Below are 25,923 nucleotides of genomic sequence, written 5' to 3'. Positions count from 1 at the left end.
CGATTGTGCTCTCCCAGGTCTTGTCCGGTCATCAGGACCATGTCTAGGGTCCTCCCCAGCAAGCGCTTTCCCTCGGCGAGGAGCCCCGCCCATGGCCGCAGCCACCACCCGTATCCGTGCCGCCGTCGTCGGCACCGGAGGCATTGTCTCCGGCAGCCATCTGCCAGCGCTCCGCGCGCTGGCCGACCGCGTGGACCTCGTCGCGGGGGTCGACGTGGACGAGGGCCGCCTGGAGGCGTTCCGCGCCCAGGCGGCCGAGCCCGGCGAGGCGGGTCCCGGGTTCACCGTGACCGGCTACACGGATCTGTCCGCCATGCTCGAGGCCGAGCGCCCCGACCTGGTCCTCATCGGCACCCCGCCCTCGCTCCACCGCGAGCAGACCGTGGCCGCGCTGCGCGCCGGTGCCTGGGTGCTGTGCGAGAAGCCGCTGTGTCTCACGCTCGCCGAGTACGACGAGATCGCGGCGGCCGAGGCGGCCGAGAAGCCCGACGGCGGCCCGTACGCGTCGGTGGTCTTCCAGCACCGCTACGGCTCGGGCGCCGTCCACGCCCGGGAGCTGCTGTCGAGCGGCGAGTTGGGCAAGCCGCTGGTCGCCCACTGCCAGACCACCTGGTACCGCAACACCGACTACTACGCGGTGCCCTGGCGCGGCCGCTGGGACAGCGAGGGCGGCGGCCCCTCCATGGGCCACGGCATCCACCAGATGGACCTGCTGCTGCATCTCCTCGGCGACTGGAGCGAGATACGCGGCATGGCCGGGCGGCTGGTCCACGACGTGGAGAGCGAGGACGTCTCCACCGCGCTGGTCCGCTTCGCAGGCGGCGCCATGGCCACCGTCGTCAACAGCGTGGTCTCGCCGGACGAGGTCAGCCGGATCCGCGTCGACTGCGCCGACGCCACGGTCGAACTCACCCATCTGTACGGGCACACCAACGACGACTGGGCCTACACCCCCGCCCCGCACGCGGCCGACGACGCCGACCGCGTCGCCCGCTGGCGCACCCCCGCCGCCGACCTGCCCAGCTCGCACAAGGCCCAGCTGGCGGTCGTCCTCGACGCGATGCGGGACGGCGTGCGCCCCCCGGGCAGCGGCCCGGACGCCCGCCGCACGATGGAGTTCATCGCCGCGCTCTACAAGTCGGCCTTCACCGGACAGCCCGTCCACGCGGGCGAGATAGCCCCCGGGGACCCGTACTACGACGCCATGCACGGAAACCACCCCGACTGGGCCCCCGCCCCGTCCGCGAAGGAGCAGTGAGCATGACCGAGCCGATCACCGTCACCCATATCCACGGCGAGCGCGTCACGGTCGCCTCCGGGGGTGTCGAGCTGCTGGCCTACGTCTACCGGCCGGACGCCGACCCGTTCGAGTCGCTCAAGCCGTACACCCACCCGCTGCGCACCCTGGCCGGCAACGCGGTCTCCGGCTACCGGCCGAACGACCACCGCTGGCACAAGGGCCTCCAGATGACGGCGAGTCATCTGTCCGAGCAGAACTTCTGGGGCGGCAACTCCTACCTCGGCCCCGAGGAGGGCTACCGGCGGGTCGAGGAGCGCGTCGGCTCGATGCGCCACGACGGCTTCGAGGAGTTCACCGTCGCCGACGACCGGCTGCGGTTCGCCGAGAAGCTCACCTGGGTGGCCCATCCCTCTGAACAGCACAGCGGCGGCCAGGAGTGGGCCGAGGAGCTGCGCACCGTCGAGGTGCACTCCGTGGAGCCCGCCGAGGGCACCTGGGCCATCGACTGGTCCATCCGCCTCACCAACATCCGCGGCGAGGAGCTGCGCTTCGGCTCCCCGACCACCGCGGGCCGTGAGATGGCCGGCTACACCGGGCTGAACTGGCGCGGTCCCCGCGACTTCACCGGCGGCGATGTGTTCGGCCCCGGCGGGCGCGGCGGCAAGGGCGAGGAGGGCGCGTCCGGCCTGATGGGCACCCCGGCCGCCGAGGCGCCGTGGATCGCCTTCACCGGCGAGCACGACGACGTGGACGGACACTCCACGCTGCTGTTCTCGCACGCCCCCGAGAACGCCGAGGCCGTGCACGCCTCTCACTGGTTCGTGCGCTCCGAGCCCATCCCCTCGGTCGCCTTCTCCTGGGCGTTCTTCGAGGAGTTCGCGCTGCCCCCGGGCGAGAGCTTCGCGTACCGCTACCGCGTGGTGATCGCGGACGGCGCGTGGGACCAGGAGCGCGCCGAGACCTACCTCAAGTCCCATGGGTGGTGAGCCGGCGATGACCGGGATCACCGACCCGCTGCCGGGCGGGGTGGGGCTGTCCCACATCAGCGCGTATGAGTGGGAGGCCGCCGACGGGGTGTGCGGCGGCAGCCCGCACCTCCATCTGGCCTGCACCGAGGCGTATGTGGTGACCGGCGGGCGGGGCGCCGTGCAGACCCTGACCGTCGAGGACGGTTACGTCGAGACGCCGCTGGAGCCGGGCGCCGTGGTGTGGTTCTCGCCCGGCACGGTGCACCGCATGGTGCAGCGCGGCGGGCTGAAGGTGACCGTGCTGATGCAGAACAGCGGGCTGCCCGAGGCGGGGGACGCCGTGTTCACCTTTCCCCAGGAGGTGCTGGCCGACCCCGAGGCGTACGCGGCGGCCGCCGCCCTGCCCGCCAAGGAGGGGCCCGAGGCCGACGCGGCGGCCCGGCGCCGCCGGGACCTGGCGGTCACCGGCTATCTGGAGCTGAGGGAGGCCCTGGAGAAGGGCGACGACGGCCCGCTGCGCGCCTTCCACGAGGCCGCGGTGCGCCTGGTCGGGCCCAAGCTGGCCGCCTGGGAGCCCCGCTGGCGCGCGGGCGCCCTCGCCGCCGCCCGGCGCACCGGCGACCACCTGGCCGCGCTCGCGGCCGGCGACCCGGCGCATCTGGCGCAGGCCCGTGTCCGCGCGGCCGGGCCCACCCGGCGGGGCGGCTACGGCATGTGCGGCCGCCGCGACGAGTACGAACTCCCCGGGGTCACGCTGCCGTACTACGGCGAGTGACCTGAACCGCTGGATCAGCACGGCCAACTCGGCGCACAGCCCTGTCCATCACAGGGAACAACCGCGATCATCGCTGGCCGACCATATTTCGGAAAGATCAGAAGGGAGGCTGGCCACAGCATGCTTCGAATCAGGACAAAGGTGTCCTGCGCTCTGGCCCTCACCTTCACCCTCTGCGCGACCCTGACCGGGTGCGGCGGCGGTGAAGGCGGCGGCTCGGGCGGCAAGGTCACCCTGCGCTTCACCTGGTGGGGCAACCCGGACCGGGCGGCCCGCACGGAAGAAGCGGTCAAGCTCTTCGAGAAGAAGAACCCCAACATCAACATCAGCACCTCGTTCGCGGGCTTCGACGCGTACAAGCAGAAGCTCGCCACCCAGGCGGCGGGCGGTGACGCCCCCGATGTGATGCAGCTCGACTACCGCATGATCAACCAGTACGCGGACGGCGGTGTGCTGCTCGACCTGGGTGAGCACAAGGAGCTGAGCACCTCCGAGATGGACAAGGGGCTGCTGGCCACCGGCGTCGTGAACGACAAGCAGTACGCGATCCCGGTGGCGCGCGGCTCGGAGACCGTGGTGTACGACTCGGTCCTGTGGCGCAAGGCCGGGGTGCCCGAGCCCAAGGTCGGCTGGACCTGGGACGACTGGGCGGACGCCATGGTCAAGCTGTCCAAATCCAAGGCGACCGGCGGCCGGGTGGGCGGCACCGATCCCGGCCAGAGCGAGGACGTCTTCGAGATCTGGCTGCGCGGCCAGGGCAAGGTCCTCTACACCGACGACTACAAGCTCGGCTTCACGGCGGACGATCTGGCGCGCTACTGGGAGTGGTGCACGGGGCTCCGCAAGCAGGGCGCGGTCAGCTCCGCCCAGCAGACCACCCAGATGGACGGCTCGGTGGAGAACACCCCGTTCGGCCGGCTCACGGCCGTCTCGGACTTCAACTGGGACGCCCCCGCCAGCGGCTATCTGGCGATCATCGGGGAGGGCGTGAAGCTCGCGCCGATGCCGGCGGGCGAGAACGGCACGCCCGGCCAGTACTTCAAGCCGTCGATGTTCTTCGGGGCTTCGTCGAAGACCGGCCACCCCAAGGAGGCGGCCCAGTTCATCGACTTCCTGCTGAACGACCCCGACGCGGGCGCCATCCTCGGCAACTCCCGCGGCATCCCGGCCAACGACTCCATCCGCAAGGTGGTGACGCCCAAGCTGGAGGGGTTCGACGTGGTGGTCTCCGCGTACCAGAAGCAGTTCGAGGGCAAGCTCAAGGATCCGCCGCCCGCGCCGCCCAAGGGCGACGCGTCGTTGCAGACCACCTTCAGCCGCGACTACGACCAGGTGTCGTTCGAGCAGATGTCGCCGCGTGAGGCGGCCGAGGACTTTGTCACCGAGGCGAAGGCGGAGCTGAGGCAATGAGCGCGACCGCAACCCGCCCCCAGCCGGCCCCGGCGAGCGCCGGCCGGCCGGGCAAGCGCCCCCCGAAGCGCGAGCGCCAGGGCGCCGCCTGGGTGTTCCTGTCCCCGTGGGTGCTCGGCGCCAGTGTGCTGACGCTGCTGCCCATGGCCGTCTCGCTGTATCTGTCGTTCACCAACTACGACATGTTCAACAGCCCCAGCTGGGTCGGGGTCCGCAACTACGTCCAGATGTTCACCGAGGACCCCCGCTACTGGCGGTCGGTCACCTCGACCCTCACCTATGTCGTGATCGCGGTGCCGCTTCAGCTCGCGCTGGCCCTCACGGTCGCGCTGGCGCTGAAGTCGGTCAAGCGCGGCAAGGGCTTCTACCGCTCCGCCTTCTACGCCCCCTCGCTGCTCGGCGCGTCCATGAGCATCGCCCTGGTCTGGCGGGCGATCTTCAACGACGGCGGCACCGTGGACAACATGCTGTCCTGGTTCGGCCTGGACATCGGCGGCTGGATCAACAAGCCGGGCTGGGCCCTGCTGGCCGTCGCGCTGCTGACCGTCTGGCAGTTCGGCGCCCCCATGGTGATCTTCCTGGCCGGGCTCCAGCAGATACCCGGCGAGCTGTACGAGGCGGCGGCCATGGACGGGGCCGGATGGTGGCGGCAGTTCCGCTCCATCACGCTCCCCATGCTGTCCCCGGTGCTCTTCTTCAACCTGGTGCTCCAGACCATCCAGGCGTTCCAGGTCTTCACCCCGGCCTTCGCGGTCAGCGGCGGCAAGGGCGGACCCGCGGACTCCACGCTCTTCTACACGCTCTACCTCTACGACCGCGGCTTCACCGCCTCCCACATGGGCTACGCCTCGGCCATGGCCTGGGTGCTGCTGGCGGCCATCGGCATCGTCACCGCGGTGCTGTTCCGCACCTCCCGCTCCTGGGTCTTCTACGCCAACGACGACAATGAGGGGGCCCGATGACCACCGTGGACACCACCGTGGCGGCGGGCGCCACGGCCCGCCGCCGCCCGCGCCCCGCCCGGATCGCCCTGCACGTCGTGCTGATCGCCGTGCTGCTGGTGATGCTCTACCCGCTGGCCTGGCTGGTCGCGACCTCCTTCAAGCCGGCCAACGAGGTGATCGCCAGCCTCAAGCTGCTCCCCAGCCATCTGGAGTGGAGCAACTACTCGACCGCGCTGGACGGCGTGAACGAGGTCAGCGTCGGCCAGTTGCTGTGGAACTCGCTGCTGATCGCGGGCGGCGCGGTGCTCGGCAACGTCATCAGCTGCTCGCTCGCCGCGTACGCTTTCGCGCGGCTGCGGTTCAGGATGCGCGGCCCGCTGTTCGCCTTCATGATCGCGACGATCATGCTGCCGCACCACGCGGTGCTGATCCCGCAGTACATCGTCTTCAACCAGCTCGGCATGGTGAACACCTACTGGCCGATGATCCTGCCGAAGTTCCTGGCCACCGACGCCTTCTTCGTCTTCCTCATCGTGCAGTTCATGCGCTCGCTGCCGCGCGAGCTGGAGGAGGCGGCGCGGATCGACGGCTGCGGGCCGTTCCGCTCGTTCTTCAGCGTCATCCTGCCGCTGACCAGGCCCGCCCTGATCACCACCGCGATCTTCACCTTCATCTGGACCTGGAACGACTTCTTCACCCAGCTCATCTACCTCTTCGAGCCGGAGAAGTTCACCCTCACCCTGGCCCTGCGGTCCTTCGTGGACGCCTCCAGCCAGTCGGCCTTCGGCCCGATGTTCGCCATGTCGGTCTTCGCGCTGCTGCCGATCGTGCTGTTCTTCCTCGCCTTCCAGCGCTTCCTGGTGGAGGGCATGGCCAACTCCGGACTGAAGGGCTGAGCCGCCATGCCCCACGCCACCACCCGGGAGCCGGGGGAGCTGGTCGGCCCCCGCTTCGCCCTGTTCTCCGATGTGCTGCTGCTGGGCCTGTCGACCGCCGTCGCCTGTCTGCCGGTGCTCACCGCGCCCGCCGCGATGTCCACCGCCTGCGCCGTCCTCGAGCGGCGGGTCCGCCACGACGAGACGGTCACCGTCACCGGCTACTTCCGCGCCTTGCGGGCCCGGCTGCGCACCGGCGACCTGCTGGCCGGCGCGGCCGTCGTGGCGGGCGGCGCGCTGGTGCTGTTCAACGCGCTGGTGGCCGGGGCGGGACTGCCGGGCGCGGCGGTCTTCCGCCCCGCCCTGCTGGCCGCCGGAGCCCTGCTGGCCGTCGTCCTGCTGCGCGCCTGCGCCCGCCCGGAGTCGGCCATCAGCTGGAGGCAGGCGGCGCGCGCGGCGGCGTACGAGACGGTGCGCGCGCCGCGCGGCAGCGTCGTCCTGCTGCTGGCCGTGGCCACCGCGGCGGTCTGCGCCTGGGCCTACCCGCCCCTGGCCCTGCTCGTCCCCGGCCCCCTCGCGCTGGCCGCGCGGGCCGTCGAGCACTCGGGGGCCGGCTCGGCCACTCCTGAGCATTCCCGAACCACCACGGAGCGCCACAGATGACCCTGCACCGCCGCCACTTCCTCGCCGGGACCGCCGCCGTCGGCGGACTGCTCGCCGCCGCGCCGGAGTCCGTCGCGGCCCCGGCCGGCGCCACGGATGTCGACAAGGACTTTCTGGCCGTCCTCACCAAGGCGGCCGACGGCCGGGTGGCCGAGGTCCTGGACGGGCGCGCCGCCGCCATCGCCGAGCTGACCAACCAGGGCAAGGCCCGCTGGGCCGCCCGGAGCCTGCGTCTGCTGGTCTCGGTGTATGTGTGGGCCGACGCCGACCATCACCACGACGCCGCGCTGATCGCGCCGCTGACCGAACTGGCGGACGCGCTGGCCGCCGCGCAGTTCGACGACGGCCTCTACGACCAGGGCGCGGTGCACTCCCCGCCGGACACCGGATTCTCGATCGTCGACCTGGGCCTGGCGTACGGGCTGCTGGACGAGGACGACCACGCGGCCACGAACGGGGTCCGCGCCACCCTCAAGAAGATCCTGCTCAAGGCGGGCAAGGGCCTGGCCGAGGGCGGGGTGCACACCCCCAACCACCGCTGGAAGATCTGCGCCGCGCTCGCCCGCGTCAACTCCTTCTGGCCGAACGACAGTTACACCCGTCGCATCGACGCCTGGCTCGCCGAGGGTGTCGACCAGTACCCGGCCGGCCAGTACAGCGAGCGCAGCGCCACCTATGCGCCGATCGTCACCAACCCCTCGCTGCTGACCGTGGCGCGGCTGACCGGCCGGCCGAAGCTGTACGCATGCGTGCGCCGCAACCTGGAGGCGACGCTCCACCTGATCGAGCCGAACGGCGAGGTGGAGACGGTGCACTCGCGCCGCCAGGACCAGAAGTCCATGAAGCATGTGTCCGAGTACTGGCTCCAGTACCGGGCCCTGGCGCTCCGGGACAAGGACGGGCGGTTCGCGGCCGTCGCCGAGACCATCCAGCGGCGCGGCAAGGACCAGATCTTCGACGAGACCCCGCTCGGGGACTTCCTCGCCGAGGTGCTCGACCACCCGGAGCTGGCCGAGCCGCTGCCCAAGGCCACGGAGGCGCCGGAGAAGTTCACCTTCCACGACAAGGAGTGCGGCCTGGTCCGGATCGGGCGGGGCGCCGCCCGTACGTCGATCTTCGGCGGGACCGACTTCCCCGATGTGCGCGCCATCGCCTCCGGTCTGTCCACCAACCCGACCTTCCTCAAGTGGCGCAAGGGCGAGGCGATCCTGGACTCGCTGCGGCTGTCCCCGCAGTTCTTCTCCACCGGCCACTTCCGCGCCGAGGACCTGGTGCGCACGTCCGACGGCTGGCGCCTGTCGGCGGAGGTGCGCGCCGCGTTCCATCTGCCGCTGCCGCCCCAGCACCGGCGCTCCGACGGGCAGTACCCGCTGACCGACGACGGCCGGTTCTGGTCCGCGATGGACTTCCCGCACCGGCCCAAGCAGTGGCGCACGCTGCGGACGGAGGTGCGGCTGAGGGAGTCCGGCGGCGGCTGGGACCTGGACTTCTCGGTGGGCCCCTCCGAGGTCCCGCTCGCCCTGGAGCTGTGCTTCCGGCCGGGCGGCACGCTCGGCGGCGTGGAGCCGGTCTCCGGCCAGACGGACACGTACCAGCTGGTGAAGGGGTACGGGACGTACACCGTGGGCGATGACGTGATCACCTTCGGGCCGGGCAACGGCAGCGGACCGCGTCAGCCGGCCACCGTGGACGCGGGGGAGCGCTACAGCTGGATGGCCGGCAGCCTCAATGTGTCCGGCATCCGGGTGCTGATCACCGGGCGCACGCCCTTCAGTTACCGCCTGACGCTGCGCTGATGCGCCGACCGCCCCGCGCCCGCTCTCTGTACAGACGCGGGCCGGGGCGGCTAGCGTGGTAGAAAGAAAGCGCTTGCTATAACTCTGGCGACGTCTGATGAGGACCTCGGTGAGGAGAAGAAAACCGTGACACGCAAGACAGTGCGGATCGCCATGAACGGCGTGACGGGGCGTATGGGCTACCGCCAGCACCTCGTCCGCTCCCTCCTCGCCATCCGCGAACAAGGCGGCCTCGACCTCGGCGACGGCACCGTGCTGTGGCCCGAGCCGGTCCTCGTCGGCCGCCGGGACCACGCCCTGAAGGCCCTGGCCGAGCGCCACGGCCTGGACCACTGGACCACCGACCTGGACGCCGTCCTCGCCGACGACTCGATCGACATCTACTTCGACGCCCAGGTCACCGCCGCCCGCGAGGAGGCCCTCAAGAAGGCCATCGCGGCCGGCAAGCACATCTACACCGAGAAGCCCACTGCCACCGGCCTGGACGGCGCCCTGGAGCTGGCCCGGCTCGCCGACGCGGCCGGCATCAAGCACGGCGTGGTCCAGGACAAGATCTTCCTCCCCGGCCTGCTCAAGCTGAAGCGGCTCATCGACGGCGGCTTCTTCGGCAAGATCCTGTCGGTGCGCGGCGAGTTCGGCTACTGGGTCTTCGAGGGCGACTGGCAGAGCGCCCAGCGGCCCTCCTGGAACTACCGCGCCGAGGACGGCGGCGGCATCGTCGTCGACATGTTCCCCCACTGGGAGTACGTGCTGCACGAGCTGTTCGGCGCCGTGCGGTCCGTCCAGGCCCATGTCACCACCCACATCCCCACCCGCTGGGACGAGCAGGGCAAGCCGTACGACGCCACCGCCGACGACGCGGCCTACGGCATCTTCCAGCTCGAAGGCGGCGCCGTCGCGCAGATCAACTCCTCCTGGGCGGTCCGCGTCAACCGCGACGAGCTGGTCGAGTTCCAGGTCGACGGCACCGAGGGCTCGGCCGTCGCGGGGCTGCGCCGCTGCCGCGTCCAGCACCGCTCCGCCACCCCCAAGCCGGTCTGGAACCCCGACATCCCGCTCACCGAGTCCTTCCGCGACCAGTGGCAGGAGGTCCCGGACAACGAGGAGTTCGACAACGGCTTCAAGGCGCAGTGGGAGCTGTTCCTGCGCCATGTCGCCCTCGACGAGCCCTGGCACTGGGACCTGCTGGCCGGCGCGCGCGGCGTGCAACTCGCCGAGCTGGGCCTCAAGTCGTCGGCGGAGGGCCGCCGCCTGGACGTCCCGGAGCTGGGCCTGTGACCATCCACCTCCCCGCCGAGGGCGGCGCCATCCGCCCGTACCAGCCCCGCACCGAACCCGCGGCCTTCGCCCCCGGCGGCGCGCCGCTCGCCTGCCGTACGGTCTTCTCCGCGGCCCATGTCGTCGCCGACCCGTACGCCGATGTGACCCCCGACGGCCCCGCCGCCGTCGACTGGGACGCCACCCTCGCCTTCCGCCGCCACCTGTGGTCCCACGGGCTCGGCGTCGCCGAGGCCATGGACACCGCCCAGCGCGGCATGGGCCTGGACTGGGCCGGCGCCGCCGAGCTGATCCGCCGCTCGGCCGCCGAGGCCAAGGCGGTCGGCGGCCGCATCGCCTGCGGCGTCGGCACCGACCAGCTGCCCGCCACCGACATCGGCTACCCGTACAGCCTCGACCAGGTCAGGGCCGCGTACGAGGAACAGCTGGAGGTCGTCGAGACGGCGGGCGCCCAGGCCATCCTGATGGCCTCCCGCGCCCTGACCGCCGTGGCCAAGGGCCCCGAGGACTACTTGGAGGTCTACGGCCACCTGCTGCGCCAGGCCGCCGAGCCGGTCGTCCTGCACTGGCTCGGCCCCATGTTCGACCCGGCGCTCGAGGGCTACTGGGGTTCCACCGACCTGGACGCCGCCACCCGCACCTTCCTCGACGTCATCGCCGCCCACCCCGACAAGGTCGACGGCATCAAGGTCTCCCTCCTCGACGCCCAGCGCGAGATCGAGCTGCGCCGCCTGCTGCCGGACGGCGTGCGCTGCTACACGGGCGACGACTTCAACTACCCCGAGCTGATCGCGGGCGACGACCGCGGCTTCAGCCACGCCCTGCTCGGCATCTTCGACCCGCTGGGCCCGCTGGCCGCCGAGGCGGTGCGCAGGCTGGACACCGGCGATGTGGCGGCCTTCCGCGGCCTGCTGGACCCCACGGTCGAGCTGTCCCGCCACCTCTTCCAGGCCCCGACCCGCTTCTACAAGACGGGCGTCGTCTTCCTGGCCTGGCTGGCGGGCCACCAGTCGCACTTCACGATGGTGGGCGGCCAGCAGTCATCCCGTTCGCTCCCGCACCTGGCGCGCGCGTACGAACTGGCGGACGGTCTTGGCCTGTTCCCGGACCCGGCCCTCGCGGAGTCGAGAATGAAGAATCTGCTGGCGGTATACGGAGTGGCGCAATGACCCAGGACCTCACCCGCCTGAGCCTCAACCAGGAAACGATCAAGCAGTGGTCGCTGTCCGAGCTGGCGGAGGGCTGCGTCAAGGCGGGCGTCCCGGGCGTGGGCCTGTGGCGCGCGCCGGTGCAGGAGTACGGCGTCGAGGCGGCCGCGAGGCTGATCCGCGACGCGGGCCTGGCCGTCACCTCGCTGTGCCGGGGCGGCTTCTTCACCGCGATCGACCCGGACGAGCGCGCCGCCGCCCTCGCCGACAACCGCGCCGCCATCGACGAGGCCGCCACCCTCGGCACCGACACCCTCATCCTGGTCTCCGGCGGCCTCCCGCCCGGCAGCCGCGACCTGTTCGCCGCCCGCGAGCGCATCGCCGACGCCCTGGCCGAGCTCGCCCCGTACGCCGCCGAGCGCGGCGTCCGCCTGGCCATCGAGCCCCTGCACCCCATGTACGCCTCCGACCGCTGCGTCGTCTCCACCCTCGCCCAGGCCCTCGACCTGGCCGAGCGCTTCCCGGCGGATCAGGTGGGCGTCGTCGTCGACACCTACCACCTGTGGTGGGACGACACCGTGGCCGACCAGATCGCCCGCGCGGGCGCGGGCGGCCGCATCGCCTCCTTCCAGCTCGCCGACTGGATCACCCCCCTCCCGGAGGGCGTCCTCCTGGGCCGCGGCCAACTCGGCGACGGCGCGGTCGACTTCCGCTGGTTCCGCGAGCGGGTCGACGCGACGGGCTTCGACGGCCCCATCGAGGTGGAGATCTTCAACCCGGCCCTGTGGGCACGGGACGGCGCGGAGGTGCTCGCGGAGGTGGCCGACCGCTACCGCACGCTGGTGCTCTAGCCGCCGCTTCGGGGTGTGTTCGGCAGGGGTGCGTCCAGACCGCCGAACACACCCCCGGCGCGGGGCCCGGAAACCCGCCGCCTGATCAGATGACCGGCGGCCGGCCCAGCCGGGTCATCCGCCAAACCGTGGCCCACCGCATCGGCCGACGCGGTGGGCACGGGGTGCGCAGGCCCTCGACGAAGCCTCCGAACCACGCCCGCAAACCCGCCGCCGACCTGGTGCGGGCCACGGTCAGCGTGGTCCAGACGCCCAGGTAGACGGGGACGAGGAGGGCGGGCAGGTGCCGCTTGGCCAGCCAGACCCGGTTGCGGGCCACCATGCGGTAGAAGACCGCGTGCCGGGTCGGCGACGTCCACGGGTGCCGGAGCACCAACTCCGGCTCGTAGAGCACCTTCCAACCCGCGTCCAGGGCCCGCCAGGCCAGGTCGGTCTCCTCATGGGCGTAGAAGAACGGCTCGGGCCAGCCGCCGATTTCCTCCAGCATCCGCATGGACAGGCCGTGCCCGCCCCCGAGGAACGTCGTCACCAGCCCGCCGCGCATCGGATCCGAGGCACGCAGTCGGGGGACGTGGCGGCGCTGGGTGCGGCCCCGCTCGTCGGCGACACGGAAGCTGACGATGCCCAGCCGGGGGTCGGACTCGTACAGCTCCACCAGCCGCGTGAAGACGTCCGGGCTGATCAGCAGCCCGTCGTCGTCCAGGTCCACCACCACATCGACATCCCCGAACTCCTTCAGCCGGGCCAGGGCGACGTTCCGGCCGCCGGCGATGCCCAGGTTCTCCGGCAGTTCGACACCGGTGACCCCGTCGGGGAGGGGCGGCAGCGGCGAGCCGTTGCCGACGACCACCACCCGCGTCGCGGGGGTGTCCTGCTCGGCGACCGAGGCGAGCAGGTCGGCCAGTTCGGCGGGCCGAGTGCCCATGGTCAGGATGGCGACGCCAACGCGCGGGTGACGCACGGGTGAACTCCGTTCCTGGGGCCGGTTTCCGGCGATGCTATCCGCCCCCGGGGGCCGACCCCCGTCCGCCGCCGGGCAGCGTTCCTCCCCTACAGTGGACGCGGGCCGTGACTGGCGCTGAGGTGGAGCACCACCGGGGAGCGGCCTGACACCGGTTGTCGACGCCGCGCGCCTGGGCGACTCATGTGAGTGCCTCAGGAGTGACGTACCCATGACCGCGCTGTCCCAGGACCGTTCCTAGGGACTGAGCACGAGTCCTGTTGCCAGGACTCGTGCTCAGCCGTGTGCTCCGAACGGTTGTGGGCACTCCCCCAGCTACCGCTGGGAGGTACCCCCTGGTTCCCCGCTTTCGCTCCGCGTCCGGCGCCGGCGGATCGTGTCCGTGGTCCGGGAATGCGGGGGCGGGTTCCCTCGCGCCCCAGGATTCCCGATGTGGCCTGGACGCTCCGATGCCCCGCAGCATCACTCCGGTGCTGTGGGGGCGGTTGCGTCCGTCGCTTGATTGGGTATCCCAGGGCGCGCCGTCCGATGGCCACGGCGGCGGCGTCGTGGCGGGTGGTTGTGCGGGTGTTGGTGGTCAGAGGCCGTTGCCAGTGCTGGGCGCCCCAGCGGCTGGTGTAGGCCGGGTCGACGGCCACGAGGGTGATGCCGAGTTCGGCGGCCATGGAGGTCAGCCTGCTGCGAAGCCTGCTGACGGGCATGCCGGAGATCAGACGGCGGAAGCGTTTGCGCCGCCCGTGCTTCTCGCGGGTCGTCTCCGCCTGGAAGTCCAGGTCTTCGATGGCGATGGACAGGTGGTGGCGTTGGGTCCAGTGCAGGAGGCGGATGAGGGCGTGCCGCATCTGTGCGTCCCGGTGTGGTGCGCTGCCGGACAGGTCGTAGTCGAATCTGCGGGGTTCGCCGACGGGGTTGCCGTGGGCGTCCAGGCGCCAGGCGGCCAGATGGTCGGCGTTCATGTCCACGCCGATCAGCCCACCGGACCGGGCCGCCTCCAGCGGAACCATCTTCACGGGTGGGATCTGCCAGGAGGCTGTCACGTACCAGCGCCCACGCTCCACGTCGTAGTGGATGCGGTACGCCATGGCGCGGTTGGCCGCGATACGGTCGGCCCACTGCTCGCCCCGGTGCCGGAAGTGGACCCGGCAGGCCAGTATGTAGCGGCCGTGGGGTGCGTTCGCCAGATGGGCCAGCGGCGCCGGAAGCCTGATGCTCACCTCACCGTCCGGACTGACACGGATCGTCTCGTTCCCCCAGCGTTTCCCCGACTCGCCATCGGCCTGAAGGAACCAGCGCCCGGCCTCCCACCGCTCCCGCCACCCGGTCCCGGTCAGCCGGGCGGCTTGAAGGTTGTGCCGGTTGCGCAGCAGCTTCCTTCCACCGCGCACCACCCGCACCCGCCCGGCCTCACGATCGGCCCGCTCCCGCTCCAGCCGCTCCTCCAGCAGGCGCAGGCGCCGGGACTTGGCAAACCACTCCTGCCGGGAGCGGTAACCACCCGGTGAACCCTTGGAACCCTTCGACCCCACCGGCAGCGACAACCGACGCGCGATCATGCCGATGCCTGCCTGGAGGCTGTGGATATACGCGGACTGACCGCGCCGGGCCAGCGCCCACTGATCATGCGTGGCCTTGGTGATACTGCCCGCCCAGCGCGAGGAGGACTGACCGGTCACAGCCCGCTTGCGCTCCGCCCACTGGCCACTGTCATGATCAAGACCGGCCGCGCAGCGGACCTTCAGGTCCCGGGAGGCCAGCGAGCCCAGCAGCCCACCAACCAGGCGCAGAACCCTCTCGTCCTGCCCGGTCAGGCCCTTGAGGCTGCCGCGGATCGCCACCCCGGACGGACCGGGCACCACAAACGGCGCCGCCACCTCACGCAGCCCTCCCACTTCCCCCACCCCCACCCGGCAGCGAATAACCCGTCACCACACCCAACGAGCACCTCCCGCAAAGGTCACGCATTCGACGCAAGAACTCCCGTTCCCGACGCAGGCCCGTCGCACAGTCGTCGATACTCGCTCATACGCACCAAAACATGTCCAGGTACTGTCAACCGACAGCAGCTCCCAACCCCCGGCGGCCTCATGCGGCTGCTGGACGAGTACGACGTCGACCTCGCGGGCAAACACGCGGTCGTGGTGGGGCGCAGCGTCATTCTGGGCAAGCCCGCCGGGATGCTGCTGCTCGGCCGGGACGCCACGGTGACCTACTGTCACTCGCGCACCACCGATCTGTTGGCGATCGTGCGGGAGGCCGATGTGCTGGTGGCCGCGGTCGGCCCGTCCCCGGTTCATCGCCGGGGGCGATGTGAAGCCGGGTGCCGTGGTGATCGACGATGGATACAACCCGCCCAATGTCGGGGACGTCGATTTCGAGACCGCTAGGGAGCGGGCGAGCCTGATCACCCCCGTCCCGGGCGGGGTCGGCCCCATGACCATCGCCGTGCTCCTCGCGCAGACGGCGGAGGCGGCGGCACGGCAGTTGGGGGTGGACTGAGGCGCTCCACCGGCGCCATCGGCCGCGTCCGCGCCGCCTGGATGCTTACGCGGGCCGCAGGACGTGAAGCATGAGTTCTTCGTGGATTCGGTGAGCGGTGCTGGCCTTCCGACATGGCGAGCGCACTATCAGCTCGCACAGGGCCATGGTCCGCGTGCCGTCCTCGCGGGGTCATCTCCTCGGGAAGGGGTTCGAGCATCCCGGCCCACCAGCGGGAGCGGGGCGGGAGGGGCGTGCCGTAGGCGTAGCCGACGGGCTCTTCGACGGTCCGATCGAAGTGGAGATCTTCAATCCGGCCGTGTGGGCACGGGACGGCGCGGAGGTCCTGGCGGAGGTGGCCGACCGCTACCGGACATCTGGTGCTCCAGCGGCTGCCCGGGGTGCGTTCGACAGGGTGCGCCCAGGCCGCCGGACACACCCCGGCGCGGGAGCAGTCAGGCGAGGGCGCCGACGCGCTGGGCGAACGCACGTACGCCGGGGAGGGAGCGGTCATGCCGCATCAACCCGGCGGCTATGGTCCGTACGGAGCCGCGGCGGACTTCCTGCGGTGCTGCGTGCTCTGCGGCCAGCAGGGCGCGGTAGCAACGGTCGGGCTTACCCCACTGGTCGAAGGCGCGAGCGACGTCGATCCAGTAGCGGCCCTGGCGTTCGGTGGTGGGCAGGGCGGCGGTGTCGATACGGCGGGCGTGCTCGATGGCTTGTCCGGCGTCGCCGAGCAGGTAGCTGATCGAGATCTGGTGCAGGACCACCTGGCTGGGGCCGAAGACGGCGCCGCGCCCCATTTCATCGTGGCCGAGTCGACCGGCGGTGGTCTGTGCCTCGGCGATGAGCGTTCGCGCGGTGTGTCGGTCGCCTTGCTTCGCCGCCGTGTAGGCGGCGGTGGCGTACAGGTTGCCTTGGACGGACAGCCGTTCGGTCGTGTCCGTGGTGCGGTCGGCGGCCAACTGCTGGGCCGCGGTGACGGCAACGTCGGTGGCGCGGGCGTAGTGGCCCTGGCGCCGCCAGGCGCTGGAGACCATGCGGTGGGCCTCGGCGACGGTCAGCGCGTCCGCACCCCCCAGGGCAGCGGTCAGCGCTCGGTCGGCGGTGACCGCCGCGAGACCGTCCTCGCCAAGCTTGATACACAGCCTGGTCGCGACGGTGTAGAGGTCGGCGATCGCGGTTGCCGCCTGCCGGGGGCGCCCCTCGGCGCCGAGTGCCTGCGCGAGTGCGATTCGGGACGGCAGGCCACGGGCAAGGGCGTCATAGCGGCAGGCGCTGAAGTCGCGGCGGGAGGCGCCGACCGCCGCGAGGACCGTGGACGGGGTGGGGTCCGTGCCGAGTAGCGGGCTGTTCTGCCGGTGCAGCAGCAGGTCCTCCAGACCCGACAGCATCGGCCGCGCCGGAGACTGGGCGGCGGCCGACGTGGGCCCGAAGACCGCGCTGGTGGTCGCCCCGGCCAGACCGGTCAGGAGTTCGCGGCGTCGCACTGGGTCGTCCCCCTCTTCGCCGAACAGGGCCTGCGCTCCTACCCTAGTGGTGCCGGAGAGGCGCTGATCGACGTTTCGGCGGGATGCCGCCTGCTCGTGTCGGGGTGCGAGTCCCAGCAGGTCGGGCGGTATGTCCAGATACTCGGCAACCTGCCGCAGCAGCTGTACGTCGCGCATGGGCTGTATGCCGCGCTCCATCCGGGACAGCGAGGCGGCGGTGTAGCCGACGGCCGCTCCGAGTTGGGCCAGTGTGACGTCGGCCGCGCGGCGGGCTAACCGGACGATCGCCCCGGCGTCACGGCGGGCGAGGGCATCGCGCATGGCGACTGAGCGCCAGATCGGATGTGTGCCGTCCACGACAAGTCACCTCCTATGGGGCCCTATTGTCCCGTCAAACGGTCGCCGATACAGGCAGTTGCAAACCGTTTACGCCACGTGCAAACCGTGTACGTGTCAGAGGGCGGCACCTCCCGTCGGCGACCGGGCTGCGGTGTCCTCGAAGACCAGGACGGCCCGCAGTGAGCGGGTCGCAGTGACAGCCCAGGAATGAGTGCCATGGAGCAGAAGAGCCCGGCGGCTGAGGGCGTGTGGGCGTCGGTCACGTACGCGACTCCGCTGAAGCGGGACGCGATGTACGACCACCGTGCTCAGCAGGCTGGCCTCGGCATCGAGCTGCATCACACCGATGGCCGGAGCACAGAATCGGTGCTGGTCTTCACCCCCGACCAGGTGGAGCTGTACGCCATCCAGTTCGCGCAGCTCATCGCCAAGCGCGAGCAGGCCCGTCGAGAGGGCCAGTGACGCCGTACACCTCACCACGACGTGGAGGTATGGTGCACGACCGCCAAGTCGCCGTGCAGCCGGGCGGTCAGCTCGGCGGGGCCCTCCAGCTCGGGTAGCCGTGCACCACCTTGCGTGCACGCAGAGTTGATCAACAGTCAGTCGCTAAGGAGTGCGCTATGGGAAAGCACAACAAGCCGGACCCCGATCCCGGGCAGGGCACGCCGCCGCCAGGGAACACGGACGGACAAGTGCCCAAACCGCCACCGCCGTCAGGCACGCACAGGAAGTAGTCTCCGATGACCCAGTTCGAAGAGCGGCGGATGCGGTTGGCGGAGGCCATGGAGGCTGGTGGTGACTGGCCCGACCGCTCCCCGTGGATCCGGGACGCCGTCGCCGCCCTGCCCCGGCATCTGTTCGCCCCGGACCGGCTCTGGTGCTGGGACGGCTTCCACTACCAGCCGGTGGATCGCGCCGAGGATCCGGAGCTGTGGGCCGCCGAGGTGTACGCGGGGCCGAGCGACCCGGCCGTCACTCAGGTCATGGGCGGCCGGGCGTCCTCCAGCATCTCCTGTCAGGCCGTCGTGGTGGACATGCTGGATGCTCTGATGCTGCAAGAGGGGCATCGCGTTCTGGAGCTCGGCACCGGCGCGGGATGGAATGCCTCCCTGCTGGGGTGGCGGGCCGGGCCGGGGCGGGTGGTGAGTGTCGAGGTGGATGCGGGGCTCGCGGCAGAGGCACGGCGATGCCTGGCGGTGGCGGGGGCGGACGTGGACGTGCAGGTCGGCGACGGCAGCCTCGGATGGCCGGTCGGCGCGCCGTACGACCGGGTGATCTCGACTTACGCCGTGGACCGGGTGCCCTGGGAGTGGGTGGCCCAGACGCGCGGGGGCGGGCGGATCGTCACCCCGTGGGGGCGGCTGGGGCATGTGGCTCTCACGGTGGCCGAGGGCGGTGGCTCGGCGACGGGCTGGGTGCAGGGGCTGGCGATGTTCATGCCCAGTCGGGGGAGTGAGGCGGGACTGGGCTGGAGCGAGGTACGGGGTGATGGGCCGCCGCAGGATGAGCGCCCGGTCGCACGGGAGCTGCTGTCGCTCCGGGATGACGCGCACCTGTTGTTCGCGGTGCGCGTCGTCCTGCCCGACGTGGTGGTCATCATGAACGCATGCGACGGCACGGCGGTCTGGGCCCACGACGGTGTCTCGTCGTGGGCCATGCTGTCCGCGTCCGACGACGAAGGCGCTGCCATCGCGCATCAGGGTGGGCCGCGCCGCCTCGTCGAGGAGCTGGAGCGCGCCCGGGGCTGGTGGGTGAGCGAGGGCAGGCCGGAACTGTATGACTTCGGCATGACCGTGGAGCCGGACCAGCAGTATGTGTGGTGCCGCGATCCGGTCGCGGGGTCTCGGTGGCCCGTCTAAGACTTATCCCGTAATCCTCCGAGCGTCCGTTACCCGGACGGCTGAGTATCGTTAGGCCCGGCAGTGGGCGGCAAGACGCCCCGTCGAGTCAACCACGGCAGTCCATGCCTCCGGGCCGGACACTCGTGGCAGCTGAACTCCACCCCAGGTGAAGCACAGCCTCTGCTCGGCAGATTCCGGTAGGCGCCATGTCTACCCCAGGATGAGACCCGGCTTGCCGGGACCACGCTTGGGATGCCGTGTCCGCAATCCGGACTATCCCAGCATTACGGGATAGCTCTTACGTGAACGAGATAGTGGAGCACACGCTGTACGGGAGTTGAGTGTGGGTCAGGCCGCCAGGGCCGCGCGGGCCGCGGCGAGGGCCTGTTCGGCGTAGCCGCGGCCGAAGAGGACCGAGTGGACCAGCAGCGGGAAGAGCTGGTGCAGGCCGATGCGGTCGGGCCAGCCGTCGGCGAGCGGGGCCGATTGGCGGTAGCCGTCCAGGAGGTGGTCCAGGTGCGGGCAGCCGAAGAGGTGGAGCATCGCCAGGTCGGTCTCCCGGTGTCCGCCGTGCGCGGCCGGGTCGATCAGCCAGGCGTGGCCGTCGGCGCCCCACAGCACATTGCCGTTCCACAGGTCGCCGTGCAGCCGGGCGGGCGGCTCGGCCGGGCCCGCCAGGTCGGGCAGCCGCTCGCAGACGCGCTCGACCACGGCCGCCTCGGCGGGGCGCATGGTGCCCTCGTCCACCGCGCGGCGCAGATAGGGCAGCACCCGGTGGTCGGCGTACCAGGTCGGCCAGTCGGCGCCGGGGACGTTGCGCATCGGGGCGAGCCCGATGTACGCGTCCTCGGGCCCGCCGGGCGGCGGGGCGCCGAACGCGGGGGCGCCGGCGGCGTGCAGGGCGGCCAGGTCGCGGCCGAACCGGGCCGCCGCCTCGGCGCTCGGGCGGCCGGTCGGGACCCGCTCGGTCACCAGCCAGTGCGGGTCGTGGCCGTGCACCGCCGGGACGCGGACCGTCCCGGCCTCGGCCAGCCAGCGCAGGCCCGCCGCCTCGGCCCGCGCGGCGCCGGGGTCGGTGCCGCGCTTGACCATGACCACCTGCCCGCCGTCGAGCACGACTTCGGCGAGCGCCCCCGACAGCGGGCGCAGGGCGGTCACCGGGCGGCCGGTGAGGCGGGCCGCCGCGGCGCCGGGGTCTTCGCCAGTTCCGCCTTCGTACGTGGCCGACATCGTGTCGTGTCCCTCCGGGCCGCGGTCGTACGGGTCCGAGCCATCAGCGTACGGCGCCGAGGGTCGGGTAGTCGGTGTAGCCGGTGGGGCCGCCCACGTACATCATGTAGCGGTCGCGGACCGGGTTGACGGGCGCGCCGGTGCGCAGCCGCTCCACGAGGTCGGGGTTGGCGAGGAAGGGCCGGCCGAGCGCGACGATGTCGGCCCCCGCGGCCAGCAGCCGCTCGGCCGCCTGCCGTCCGCCGTCGGCGGGGATCTGCTCGCGGGGCAGGACCGGGTTGCCGATCAGCGTGCCGGGCCAGTCCGCGCGGATGCGCTGGAAGAGGGGCTGCTCCGGATCGGCGGAGACGATGTGGAGGTAGGCCGGGTTCCGGGTGGCCACCTGCGCGAGCAGCGCCGGGTACAGGGTGTCGGCGTCGGTGTCGGCGATGCCGTTGACCGTGTTGCCGGGTGAGATGCGCAGGCCGACCCGCTCGGGCCCGATCGCCGCGGCGACGGCGTCGACGACCTCGACCACGAACCGGACGCGGTTGTCCACGCTGCCGCCGTAGGCGTCGGTGCGCCGGTTGGTGTTGGGGGCGAGGAACTGGTGGAGGAGGTGGCCGTTGGCGGCGTGCACCTCGACCCCGGCGAAACCGGCGTCCAGCGCCCGGCGGGCCGCGGCGGCGAAGTCGTTCACGGTGGCGCGGATGTCCTCGGGCGTCATCTCGCGCGGGACCACCGCGTCCTGGCGGCCGGTGGGGGTGTGGATGGTCTCCGGGAGCGGGATCGGGGAGGGGGCCACGGGGGTCAGCCCGCTGTTGTCGGGGTGTCCGACCCGGCCGCCGTGCTGGATCTGGAGAAACATCGGGCCGCCGCCCGCCGCGGCCACCGCCTCGGTGACCCGCCGCCAGCCGGCCACATGGGCGTCGGTGTGGATGGCGGTGATGTTCGGGTAGGTCTGGCCGACAGCATTGGGCGTGGACGCCTCGGCGATGATCAGCCCCGCGGAGGCGCGCTGGGCGTAGTACTCGGCCATGAGCGGCGTCGGGCTGCCGTCGGCGGCCGCCCGGTTGCGCGTCAGCGGCGCCATGACCAGGCGGTTCGGCAGGTTCAGGGGGCCGAGGCGGGTGGGGGCGAAGAGGCGGGAGGTGGTCGCTGTGTCTGTCATGGTGTCCGTCATGCGGGTACCGTAGAACTTGCCATTGATGTCAGATTCAAGCTCGTGCGGTGTGAGGTGCGTCATGCGGATCGGTGAGCTGGCCCGGCGTACGGGAGTGAGTGAACGGTCCCTGCGCTACTACGAGGAGCAGGGTCTGCTGGTGGCGCGGCGCACCCCCGGCGGCCACCGCGAGTACGCGGACGTCGCCGTCGACCGGGTGCTGCGCATCCAGGAGTTGTACGCCGCGGGGCTGACCAGCACGAAGATCGGGCAGCTGCTGCCCTGTATGCGGGACGCCGACGGCGGCCCGTCCGAGACCGCCGACGCTCGCCTGGTCACGGACCTCACGGCGGAGCGGGACCGCATCGACCGCATGATCGAGGACCTGCGGCGCTCGCGCGCGGTCCTGGACGAGGTGATCGAGACGGCCTCGGGCAGTCCCGCCGGTCTCACGCGCGATGCGCCCGCCGGCACGCCTGCTGGTTCTCCGGGGCCGAGCAGGGCAGATGGCCGTGGCGCTCGATGAGGTTCCGTCCGGTGTCACCGGCCAGGAAGTCCAGGAACTTCGAGGTGAGGGAGTTGGGCGGCGGGGTCCCGTAGGTGTACGCGTACTCGGGCTCCCAGAACGGATATGTCTCGTCCCTGACGGTGTCGATCGAGGGCCGGTGCCCGCCCAGGCCCAGCAGCCGCACATCCTTCCGCTCCTCGGCGCGGTCGTTGGCCGCCTTCAGCTCGGTGTAGCCGATCGCGCCCGGCGTCCGCGCCACGGTCTTCAGCACCTCGTCCGTGCTGTCGAGCTCGCAGCGCACGAGGTGCGTGTTGTCGAACTTCGGCGTTCGGCAGTTGTCCGACGTACGCGCGGGCTCGGTCGTGCTGCCCAGCACCCGGTTCTCGAACACCCCGCGCGTGCCCGACTTCCCGTCCCGGCTCACCAGCCTGATCGGCAGATCGGGCCCGCCGACGAGCTGCTTCCAGTCGGTGATCTCGCCCGAGTAGATCTTCCGCACATCATCGAGGGTCAGATTCGATATCCGGACCTCCTTGTTCACCACCATCGTGAACACGGACAGCGCGGTCAGATGCTCCTTGAGCCCCGGATCCCCGCTCCCCTCCCGCCCGTCGGAGAACGACAGATACGCCGGAAAGCCCTTCGCGCCCTCCCCGACGTCCCGCAGCGTGTCCGTGCCGCGGCCGCTGCCCTGGGCGTCGACGGTGATGTGGGCGGCGCCGTCGCAGTCCTCCTCGTACGCCTTGTCCAGGTCGTTCATCACCGGCTCGAACGCGGTGGAGCCGACGACCGTGAGCGTCCCCTTGGCGCAGCCTTGACGCAGCGGGTCCGGTTCCAGGAGCTGAAAGCCGATGGGCTGGAGGATCATGAGAACCACCAGGCTGCCGATGAGCCCCAGCACGCGGTTGCTGGGCCGCCGGAAATGCTCGTTGTTCCGGATCCTGCCCTCCCGGATGCGCCCGGCGACATACGGCTGCTTGTCCGTCCCGGCGCCGGTCAGCAACACCAGCAGCTTGAAATGGTCGCCCTTGTTCAGCGGCACCCTCGGCAGGGAGATCTCATTGCCGCGGCAGATCAGCCCCGGATTCGTCGCGGTGCCGCGCTGGGGCAGATGGCGCACCAGATCCGGATGGCTGGGCTCGGTGACGGCGACATCCCTGACCGTGCGGTTGGGGAAGATGGCGGTGAGCCCGCGGTGTTCGGTCGAGGGCGCGGTGATGTAGTCGTCCACGTCGACGCTGCGGAATCCGTCGTTCTCGATCCGCAGCAGCACGAGCGAGGCCCCGGCGAGGTCGGGCGTGTTCTCCAGCATGCGCAGCCGCTGATGCAGCGGGCCGTCGCTCGTGCTGTCGTCTATCAACGTGTCCATCTGCACGCGGTATCCGATGCGTTTCCGCCCCGGGATCAGCCGCTCGTACGACAGCCCCCCGACCGTGACCACGACACCGAGCAGCGCCAGCAGATTCTCCGGAGCCACCAGCTCCTTCAGCCATCCCATGAACTTTTCCCCCGTCAGGTCATGAGCCCTGAGGGGGCGAATGTATGTCTCCGGGACGGACACGGGGCCGACGTGGCCGAACTCTCATGAAGTGTTCGTCTCGCGTTCAACCGTCGACGGCGTTCGCCCGGTGTGAAGGACCTCCCGTTCCCACTGGTGCCGTTGTTGCGTGTGCAGCCGCCAGTAGTGCTCGGCGATGACATCCGGGTCGAAGTCGGTGCCGGGGGCGACCGGGCCGTCCACGGTCACGGTCGCCACATGTACGCCCGACGGGCCGTACTGTTCGTCGAGAAGTGTCACCAGCGACCGCACACCGGCCTTGCCGAGCGAGAGGCTGAGGTACTGGGGCTTCGGCTCGGGCATTCCGCCGGTGATGAGAAACGTGCCGCTGCCGCGCTCCGCCATGGCCGGGAGGACGTGCGCGGCGGCGGTGATCGCCCCGACCACGTTGACGGCCCAGGCGTCCAGGTGCGCGGACGCGGACAGGTCGCCGAGCGCGTCCGACTGGATGATCGCGGCGTTGTACACGACGACGTCGGGCAGGCCGAACTGCGCGATCGCGGTGTCCAGGGCGGCGCGCAGGGCGCGTTCGTCGGTGGAGTCGGCGACCAGCGGGCGCATCGGCACCCCGGTGGGGGAAACGGCCTCCGCCGTGGCCGCCAGTGTTTTCTCCGACCGTGCCACGAGGGCGATCGGCAGGCCCTCGCGGGCGAAGCGGCGGGCGACCGACCGGCCGATCCCCGGCCCCGCTCCGATGATGACCGCACCCGGCATGATTGCTCCTTCGACGTCGGAAGTCCCGGCGAAGGAAGGCTAAAGTCTCACATCCATGTGAGGGTCAAGCGCGAACGGGAGAGTTCACGTGCGGATCGGCGCCCTGTCCCGCGCAACGGGGGTGAGTCAGCGGCTGCTGCGGTACTACGAGGAGCAAGATCTCCTCCGGCCGACGCGGCTCTCCAACGGCTACCGCGAGTACGCCGAATCGGACATCGCCGCGGTCAGGCATATCCGGGCCCTGCTGGCGGCCGGTCTGCCCAGCGCGGTCATCGCCCGGGTCCTGGGCTGTGTCCACGACGAGGGAGAACAGCTCATCCCGTCGTCGTGCCCCGGCATGGTCGATCACCTGCGACGGGAACACGTCCGGATCAGCGAGGCGATCGCCCGACTCCAAAGTTCCCAACAGGCCCTCGGCGGGCTGCTCGACGCGGCTCTGAGGCACTCCCGCGAGTCCCGTGAGTCCCGCGACGGCTGAGGCCGTTGTCGCACATACCCCATGGGGGTATTGTCGAGTCGTTGGAGTCACGGGGCGCGGCGCCGCGCCGGTGCGGCGGAATGAGGGAATGGGGGCATGGTGGACGTCGAGGGATTCGCGGCGGACGGGTATGACGCGGTGCGTCGGGTCTTCCAGAGGCTGGTGGACGACGGCTCGGAGACCGGCGCGGGCCTGTCGGTGTGGCGGGAGGGGCGCGAGGTCGTCCGGCTGAGCGGGGGTTGGTCCGATGCCGGGCGGAGCCGTCCCTGGCGCGACGACACGCTGGTCCAGCCCTACTCGCTGTCGAAGGCGTTCGTCACCCTCGCCGCGTTGGCGGCGGTCCGTCAGGGCGCGCCGGCGCTGGACGAGCCGATCTCCGGGTACTGGGGCGAGTACGGGGTCCGGGGCAAGGATCGGACCACGCTCCGGCACGTGCTGACACACCAGGCGGGCCAGCCGCGGTTCGCGGCCGAAGCCGCGGGGATCGATCTGCTGGATGACGGCGCGCTGCGGGAGAGCCTGGCCCGGGCGGCGCCGGAGTACGCTCCCGGGACGTCCCTGGGGGAGCACGCGCTGACCTACGGCCACTTGGTGGACGGCATCCTGCGCGCGGGCGCCGGTACGACGCTCGGGGAGATGTTCCATGACGTGGTGCGGCCCGCGCTGGGTCTGGACGCCTGGTTCGGGGTGCCGGATGACGCGCTGGGCCGCGTGGCCGACCTGGAGTACGCGAACCCGGAGTGGCCGCGGCGGCTGCACGCGGCGCCGTGGTTGGAGACCCCCGACGGCGCCCTGGACGTGGCGCGGGTGAACTCCCGGGCCTGGCGGCAGTCGGTCTTCGGAGCGTGCAACCTGCACACGACCGCGACCTCCATGGCGGCGTTCTTCTCCCGCCTCACCAGCGAGGACGGACCGGTGCGCGAACTGCTCGGGCCGGAGCTGCACGCCGAGCTCCTCGCATCCCAAGTCACCGACTTCGACGAGGTCTTCGGCACCAGGATCACCTGGACGCTCGGCTTCGTACGCGACCAGGGCAAGATCGCCAAGGGTGGGATCGGCGGCTCGGTCGCCTGGTGGTCGCTCCGGCACCACCACGCCTGCGCGTACCTGACGCGTCGGTTGGACGACCACTCCCGGGCCGCCGAGATCGCCGCCGCCTTGGGTGACGACCTGGCCGTGGTGGGCGAGGACTGACCGACCGAGGACAGCGACACGCCGTGACGACGGCGTGTCGCTGTCC

The 25,923-nt window shown here is 71.3% G+C and carries 23 protein-coding genes, 2 pseudogenes and 1 riboswitch; of the genes and pseudogenes, 18 read left to right on the top strand and 7 right to left on the bottom strand.

Annotated elements, in window-relative coordinates:
* Positions 1–91 precede the first annotated feature (91 nt).
* The 11 genes from ACZ4WQ_RS05970 (at position 92) to ACZ4WQ_RS05920 (ending at position 11,948) form a co-directional block, all read left to right on the top strand.
* Positions 92–1,258, top strand: a complete 1,167-nt coding sequence (locus ACZ4WQ_RS05970; protein ID WP_311729664.1) for a Gfo/Idh/MocA family protein — start codon at positions 92–94, stop codon at positions 1,256–1,258.
* A gap of 2 nt (positions 1,259–1,260) precedes the next feature.
* Positions 1,261–2,226: a DUF6807 domain-containing protein gene (locus ACZ4WQ_RS05965; RefSeq protein WP_311729663.1), complete on the top strand. Its 966-nt coding sequence runs from the start codon at positions 1,261–1,263 to the stop codon at positions 2,224–2,226.
* Between the two features lie 7 nt (positions 2,227–2,233).
* Positions 2,234–2,983 carry a cupin gene (locus tag ACZ4WQ_RS05960; protein WP_398369233.1) on the top strand — a complete coding sequence of 250 codons (750 nt, stop codon included), beginning with the start codon at positions 2,234–2,236 and terminating at the stop codon, positions 2,981–2,983.
* 120 nt (positions 2,984–3,103) lie between these two features.
* Positions 3,104–4,393 carry an ABC transporter substrate-binding protein gene (locus ACZ4WQ_RS05955; protein WP_398369235.1) on the top strand — a complete coding sequence of 430 codons (1,290 nt, stop codon included), beginning with the start codon at positions 3,104–3,106 and terminating at the stop codon, positions 4,391–4,393.
* The gene (locus ACZ4WQ_RS05950) at positions 4,390–5,355 is read left to right on the top strand and encodes a carbohydrate ABC transporter permease (protein WP_311729660.1); all 966 of its coding nucleotides are present in this window, start codon (positions 4,390–4,392) and stop codon (positions 5,353–5,355) included. The genes ACZ4WQ_RS05955 and ACZ4WQ_RS05950 overlap by 4 nt, the downstream gene beginning before the upstream one ends.
* Positions 5,352–6,233: a carbohydrate ABC transporter permease gene (locus tag ACZ4WQ_RS05945; RefSeq protein WP_385340734.1), complete on the top strand. Its 882-nt coding sequence runs from the start codon at positions 5,352–5,354 to the stop codon at positions 6,231–6,233. Before ACZ4WQ_RS05950 ends, ACZ4WQ_RS05945 begins: the two co-directional genes overlap by 4 nt.
* A 6-nt stretch (positions 6,234–6,239) precedes the next feature.
* Entirely contained in the window at positions 6,240–6,875 is a 636-nt protein-coding gene (locus tag ACZ4WQ_RS05940; protein ID WP_311729659.1) for a hypothetical protein, read from the top strand.
* Positions 6,872–8,671 carry a hypothetical protein gene (locus ACZ4WQ_RS05935; protein WP_398369238.1) on the top strand — a complete coding sequence of 600 codons (1,800 nt, stop codon included), beginning with the start codon at positions 6,872–6,874 and terminating at the stop codon, positions 8,669–8,671. The genes ACZ4WQ_RS05940 and ACZ4WQ_RS05935 overlap by 4 nt, the downstream gene beginning before the upstream one ends.
* A 126-nt stretch (positions 8,672–8,797) precedes the next feature.
* Positions 8,798–9,949 carry a Gfo/Idh/MocA family protein gene (locus ACZ4WQ_RS05930; RefSeq protein ID WP_311729657.1) on the top strand — a complete coding sequence of 384 codons (1,152 nt, stop codon included), beginning with the start codon at positions 8,798–8,800 and terminating at the stop codon, positions 9,947–9,949.
* Positions 9,946–11,118, top strand: coding sequence for a dihydrodipicolinate synthase family protein (locus ACZ4WQ_RS05925; protein ID WP_385340740.1), 1,173 nt, complete (start codon positions 9,946–9,948; stop codon positions 11,116–11,118). Before ACZ4WQ_RS05930 ends, ACZ4WQ_RS05925 begins: the two co-directional genes overlap by 4 nt.
* Positions 11,115–11,948, top strand: coding sequence for a sugar phosphate isomerase/epimerase family protein (locus ACZ4WQ_RS05920; RefSeq protein ID WP_398369241.1), 834 nt, complete (start codon positions 11,115–11,117; stop codon positions 11,946–11,948). Before ACZ4WQ_RS05925 ends, ACZ4WQ_RS05920 begins: the two co-directional genes overlap by 4 nt.
* Before the next feature lie 85 nt (positions 11,949–12,033).
* On the opposite strand, the gene ACZ4WQ_RS05915 is transcribed toward ACZ4WQ_RS05920, so the two are convergent.
* Positions 12,034–12,909: a glycosyltransferase family 2 protein gene (locus tag ACZ4WQ_RS05915; RefSeq protein WP_398369243.1), complete on the bottom strand. Its 876-nt coding sequence runs from the start codon at positions 12,907–12,909 to the stop codon at positions 12,034–12,036.
* A 97-nt stretch (positions 12,910–13,006) separates the two neighbouring features.
* Positions 13,007–13,094: riboswitch (ZMP/ZTP riboswitch) on the top strand.
* Positions 13,095–13,103: 9 nt separating this feature from the next.
* Positions 13,104–14,798 (bottom strand): IS200/IS605 family accessory protein TnpB-related protein, encoded by a 1,695-nt coding sequence (locus ACZ4WQ_RS05910; protein ID WP_398369245.1) that lies wholly within the window; start codon positions 14,796–14,798, stop codon positions 13,104–13,106.
* Between the two features lie 180 nt (positions 14,799–14,978).
* On the opposite strand from ACZ4WQ_RS05910, the pseudogene ACZ4WQ_RS05905 reads away from it, so the two are divergent.
* Positions 14,979–15,405 (top strand): annotated as a pseudogene (locus ACZ4WQ_RS05905) (bifunctional 5,10-methylene-tetrahydrofolate dehydrogenase/5,10-methylene-tetrahydrofolate cyclohydrolase); the annotation flags it as partial.
* A 259-nt stretch (positions 15,406–15,664) separates the two neighbouring features.
* Positions 15,665–15,754 (top strand): annotated as a pseudogene (locus tag ACZ4WQ_RS05900) (sugar phosphate isomerase/epimerase); the annotation flags it as partial.
* A gap of 85 nt (positions 15,755–15,839) precedes the next feature.
* Here the strand turns inward: ACZ4WQ_RS05900 and ACZ4WQ_RS05895 are convergent.
* Positions 15,840–17,231: a helix-turn-helix domain-containing protein gene (locus ACZ4WQ_RS05895; RefSeq protein WP_398369247.1), complete on the bottom strand. Its 1,392-nt coding sequence runs from the start codon at positions 17,229–17,231 to the stop codon at positions 15,840–15,842.
* A 198-nt stretch (positions 17,232–17,429) separates the two neighbouring features.
* On the opposite strand from ACZ4WQ_RS05895, the gene ACZ4WQ_RS05890 reads away from it, so the two are divergent.
* On the top strand, positions 17,430–17,675 hold the full coding sequence (locus tag ACZ4WQ_RS05890) for a hypothetical protein (RefSeq protein WP_311729651.1): 246 nt from the start codon (positions 17,430–17,432) through the stop codon (positions 17,673–17,675).
* A 278-nt stretch (positions 17,676–17,953) separates the two neighbouring features.
* On the top strand, positions 17,954–19,072 hold the full coding sequence (locus tag ACZ4WQ_RS05885; protein ID WP_398369249.1) for a methyltransferase domain-containing protein: 1,119 nt from the start codon (positions 17,954–17,956) through the stop codon (positions 19,070–19,072).
* A gap of 330 nt (positions 19,073–19,402) precedes the next feature.
* On the opposite strand, the gene ACZ4WQ_RS05880 is transcribed toward ACZ4WQ_RS05885, so the two are convergent.
* Positions 19,403–20,284, bottom strand: a complete 882-nt coding sequence (locus ACZ4WQ_RS05880) for a fructosamine kinase family protein (RefSeq protein ID WP_398369251.1) — start codon at positions 20,282–20,284, stop codon at positions 19,403–19,405.
* Between the two features lie 43 nt (positions 20,285–20,327).
* Complete coding sequence (locus tag ACZ4WQ_RS05875; RefSeq protein WP_398369253.1) at positions 20,328–21,434, bottom strand: alkene reductase; 1,107 nt, start codon at positions 21,432–21,434, stop codon at positions 20,328–20,330.
* Between the two features lie 73 nt (positions 21,435–21,507).
* On the opposite strand from ACZ4WQ_RS05875, the gene ACZ4WQ_RS05870 reads away from it, so the two are divergent.
* Positions 21,508–21,951 (top strand): MerR family transcriptional regulator, encoded by a 444-nt coding sequence (locus ACZ4WQ_RS05870; protein ID WP_311729647.1) that lies wholly within the window; start codon positions 21,508–21,510, stop codon positions 21,949–21,951.
* Here the strand turns inward: ACZ4WQ_RS05870 and ACZ4WQ_RS05865 are convergent.
* A complete protein-coding gene (locus ACZ4WQ_RS05865; protein ID WP_398369255.1) occupies positions 21,875–23,431 on the bottom strand; it encodes a substrate-binding domain-containing protein in 1,557 nt (518 codons plus the stop codon). The genes ACZ4WQ_RS05870 and ACZ4WQ_RS05865 overlap by 77 nt on opposite strands.
* Before the next feature lie 84 nt (positions 23,432–23,515).
* Positions 23,516–24,205: an SDR family NAD(P)-dependent oxidoreductase gene (locus ACZ4WQ_RS05860; protein WP_398369257.1), complete on the bottom strand. Its 690-nt coding sequence runs from the start codon at positions 24,203–24,205 to the stop codon at positions 23,516–23,518.
* An 88-nt stretch (positions 24,206–24,293) separates the two neighbouring features.
* Here ACZ4WQ_RS05860 and ACZ4WQ_RS05855 point away from each other — a divergent pair, with 88 nt between their 5' ends.
* Entirely contained in the window at positions 24,294–24,683 is a 390-nt protein-coding gene (locus ACZ4WQ_RS05855; RefSeq protein ID WP_385340757.1) for a MerR family transcriptional regulator, read from the top strand.
* A gap of 96 nt (positions 24,684–24,779) precedes the next feature.
* Positions 24,780–25,877, top strand: a complete 1,098-nt coding sequence (locus ACZ4WQ_RS05850) for a serine hydrolase domain-containing protein (protein ID WP_311729643.1) — start codon at positions 24,780–24,782, stop codon at positions 25,875–25,877.
* Positions 25,878–25,923: the final 46 nt, after the last annotated feature.

This window comes from Streptomyces sp. NPDC028305 (genome assembly GCF_055569495.1).
The sequence above is the reverse complement of the archived record's forward strand: the minus strand, read 5'-3'. Positions and strand labels throughout refer to the sequence as shown.

Coding starts and splice junctions, on each gene's coding strand:
- ACZ4WQ_RS05970 (WP_311729664.1), top strand. CDS start 92: ATGGCCGCAGCCACCACCCGTATCCGTGCCGCCGTCGTCGGCACCGGA.
- ACZ4WQ_RS05965 (WP_311729663.1), top strand. CDS start 1,261: ATGACCGAGCCGATCACCGTCACCCATATCCACGGCGAGCGCGTCACG.
- ACZ4WQ_RS05960 (WP_398369233.1), top strand. CDS start 2,234: ATGACCGGGATCACCGACCCGCTGCCGGGCGGGGTGGGGCTGTCCCAC.
- ACZ4WQ_RS05955 (WP_398369235.1), top strand. CDS start 3,104: ATGCTTCGAATCAGGACAAAGGTGTCCTGCGCTCTGGCCCTCACCTTC.
- ACZ4WQ_RS05950 (WP_311729660.1), top strand. CDS start 4,390: ATGAGCGCGACCGCAACCCGCCCCCAGCCGGCCCCGGCGAGCGCCGGC.
- ACZ4WQ_RS05945 (WP_385340734.1), top strand. CDS start 5,352: ATGACCACCGTGGACACCACCGTGGCGGCGGGCGCCACGGCCCGCCGC.
- ACZ4WQ_RS05940 (WP_311729659.1), top strand. CDS start 6,240: ATGCCCCACGCCACCACCCGGGAGCCGGGGGAGCTGGTCGGCCCCCGC.
- ACZ4WQ_RS05935 (WP_398369238.1), top strand. CDS start 6,872: ATGACCCTGCACCGCCGCCACTTCCTCGCCGGGACCGCCGCCGTCGGC.
- ACZ4WQ_RS05920 (WP_398369241.1), top strand. CDS start 11,115: ATGACCCAGGACCTCACCCGCCTGAGCCTCAACCAGGAAACGATCAAG.
- ACZ4WQ_RS05890 (WP_311729651.1), top strand. CDS start 17,430: ATGGAGCAGAAGAGCCCGGCGGCTGAGGGCGTGTGGGCGTCGGTCACG.
- ACZ4WQ_RS05885 (WP_398369249.1), top strand. CDS start 17,954: ATGACCCAGTTCGAAGAGCGGCGGATGCGGTTGGCGGAGGCCATGGAG.
- ACZ4WQ_RS05880 (WP_398369251.1), bottom strand. CDS start 20,284: ATGTCGGCCACGTACGAAGGCGGAACTGGCGAAGACCCCGGCGCCGCG.
- ACZ4WQ_RS05875 (WP_398369253.1), bottom strand. CDS start 21,434: ATGACAGACACAGCGACCACCTCCCGCCTCTTCGCCCCCACCCGCCTC.
- ACZ4WQ_RS05870 (WP_311729647.1), top strand. CDS start 21,508: ATGCGGATCGGTGAGCTGGCCCGGCGTACGGGAGTGAGTGAACGGTCC.
- ACZ4WQ_RS05865 (WP_398369255.1), bottom strand. CDS start 23,431: ATGGGATGGCTGAAGGAGCTGGTGGCTCCGGAGAATCTGCTGGCGCTG.
- ACZ4WQ_RS05860 (WP_398369257.1), bottom strand. CDS start 24,205: ATGCCGGGTGCGGTCATCATCGGAGCGGGGCCGGGGATCGGCCGGTCG.
- ACZ4WQ_RS05850 (WP_311729643.1), top strand. CDS start 24,780: ATGGTGGACGTCGAGGGATTCGCGGCGGACGGGTATGACGCGGTGCGT.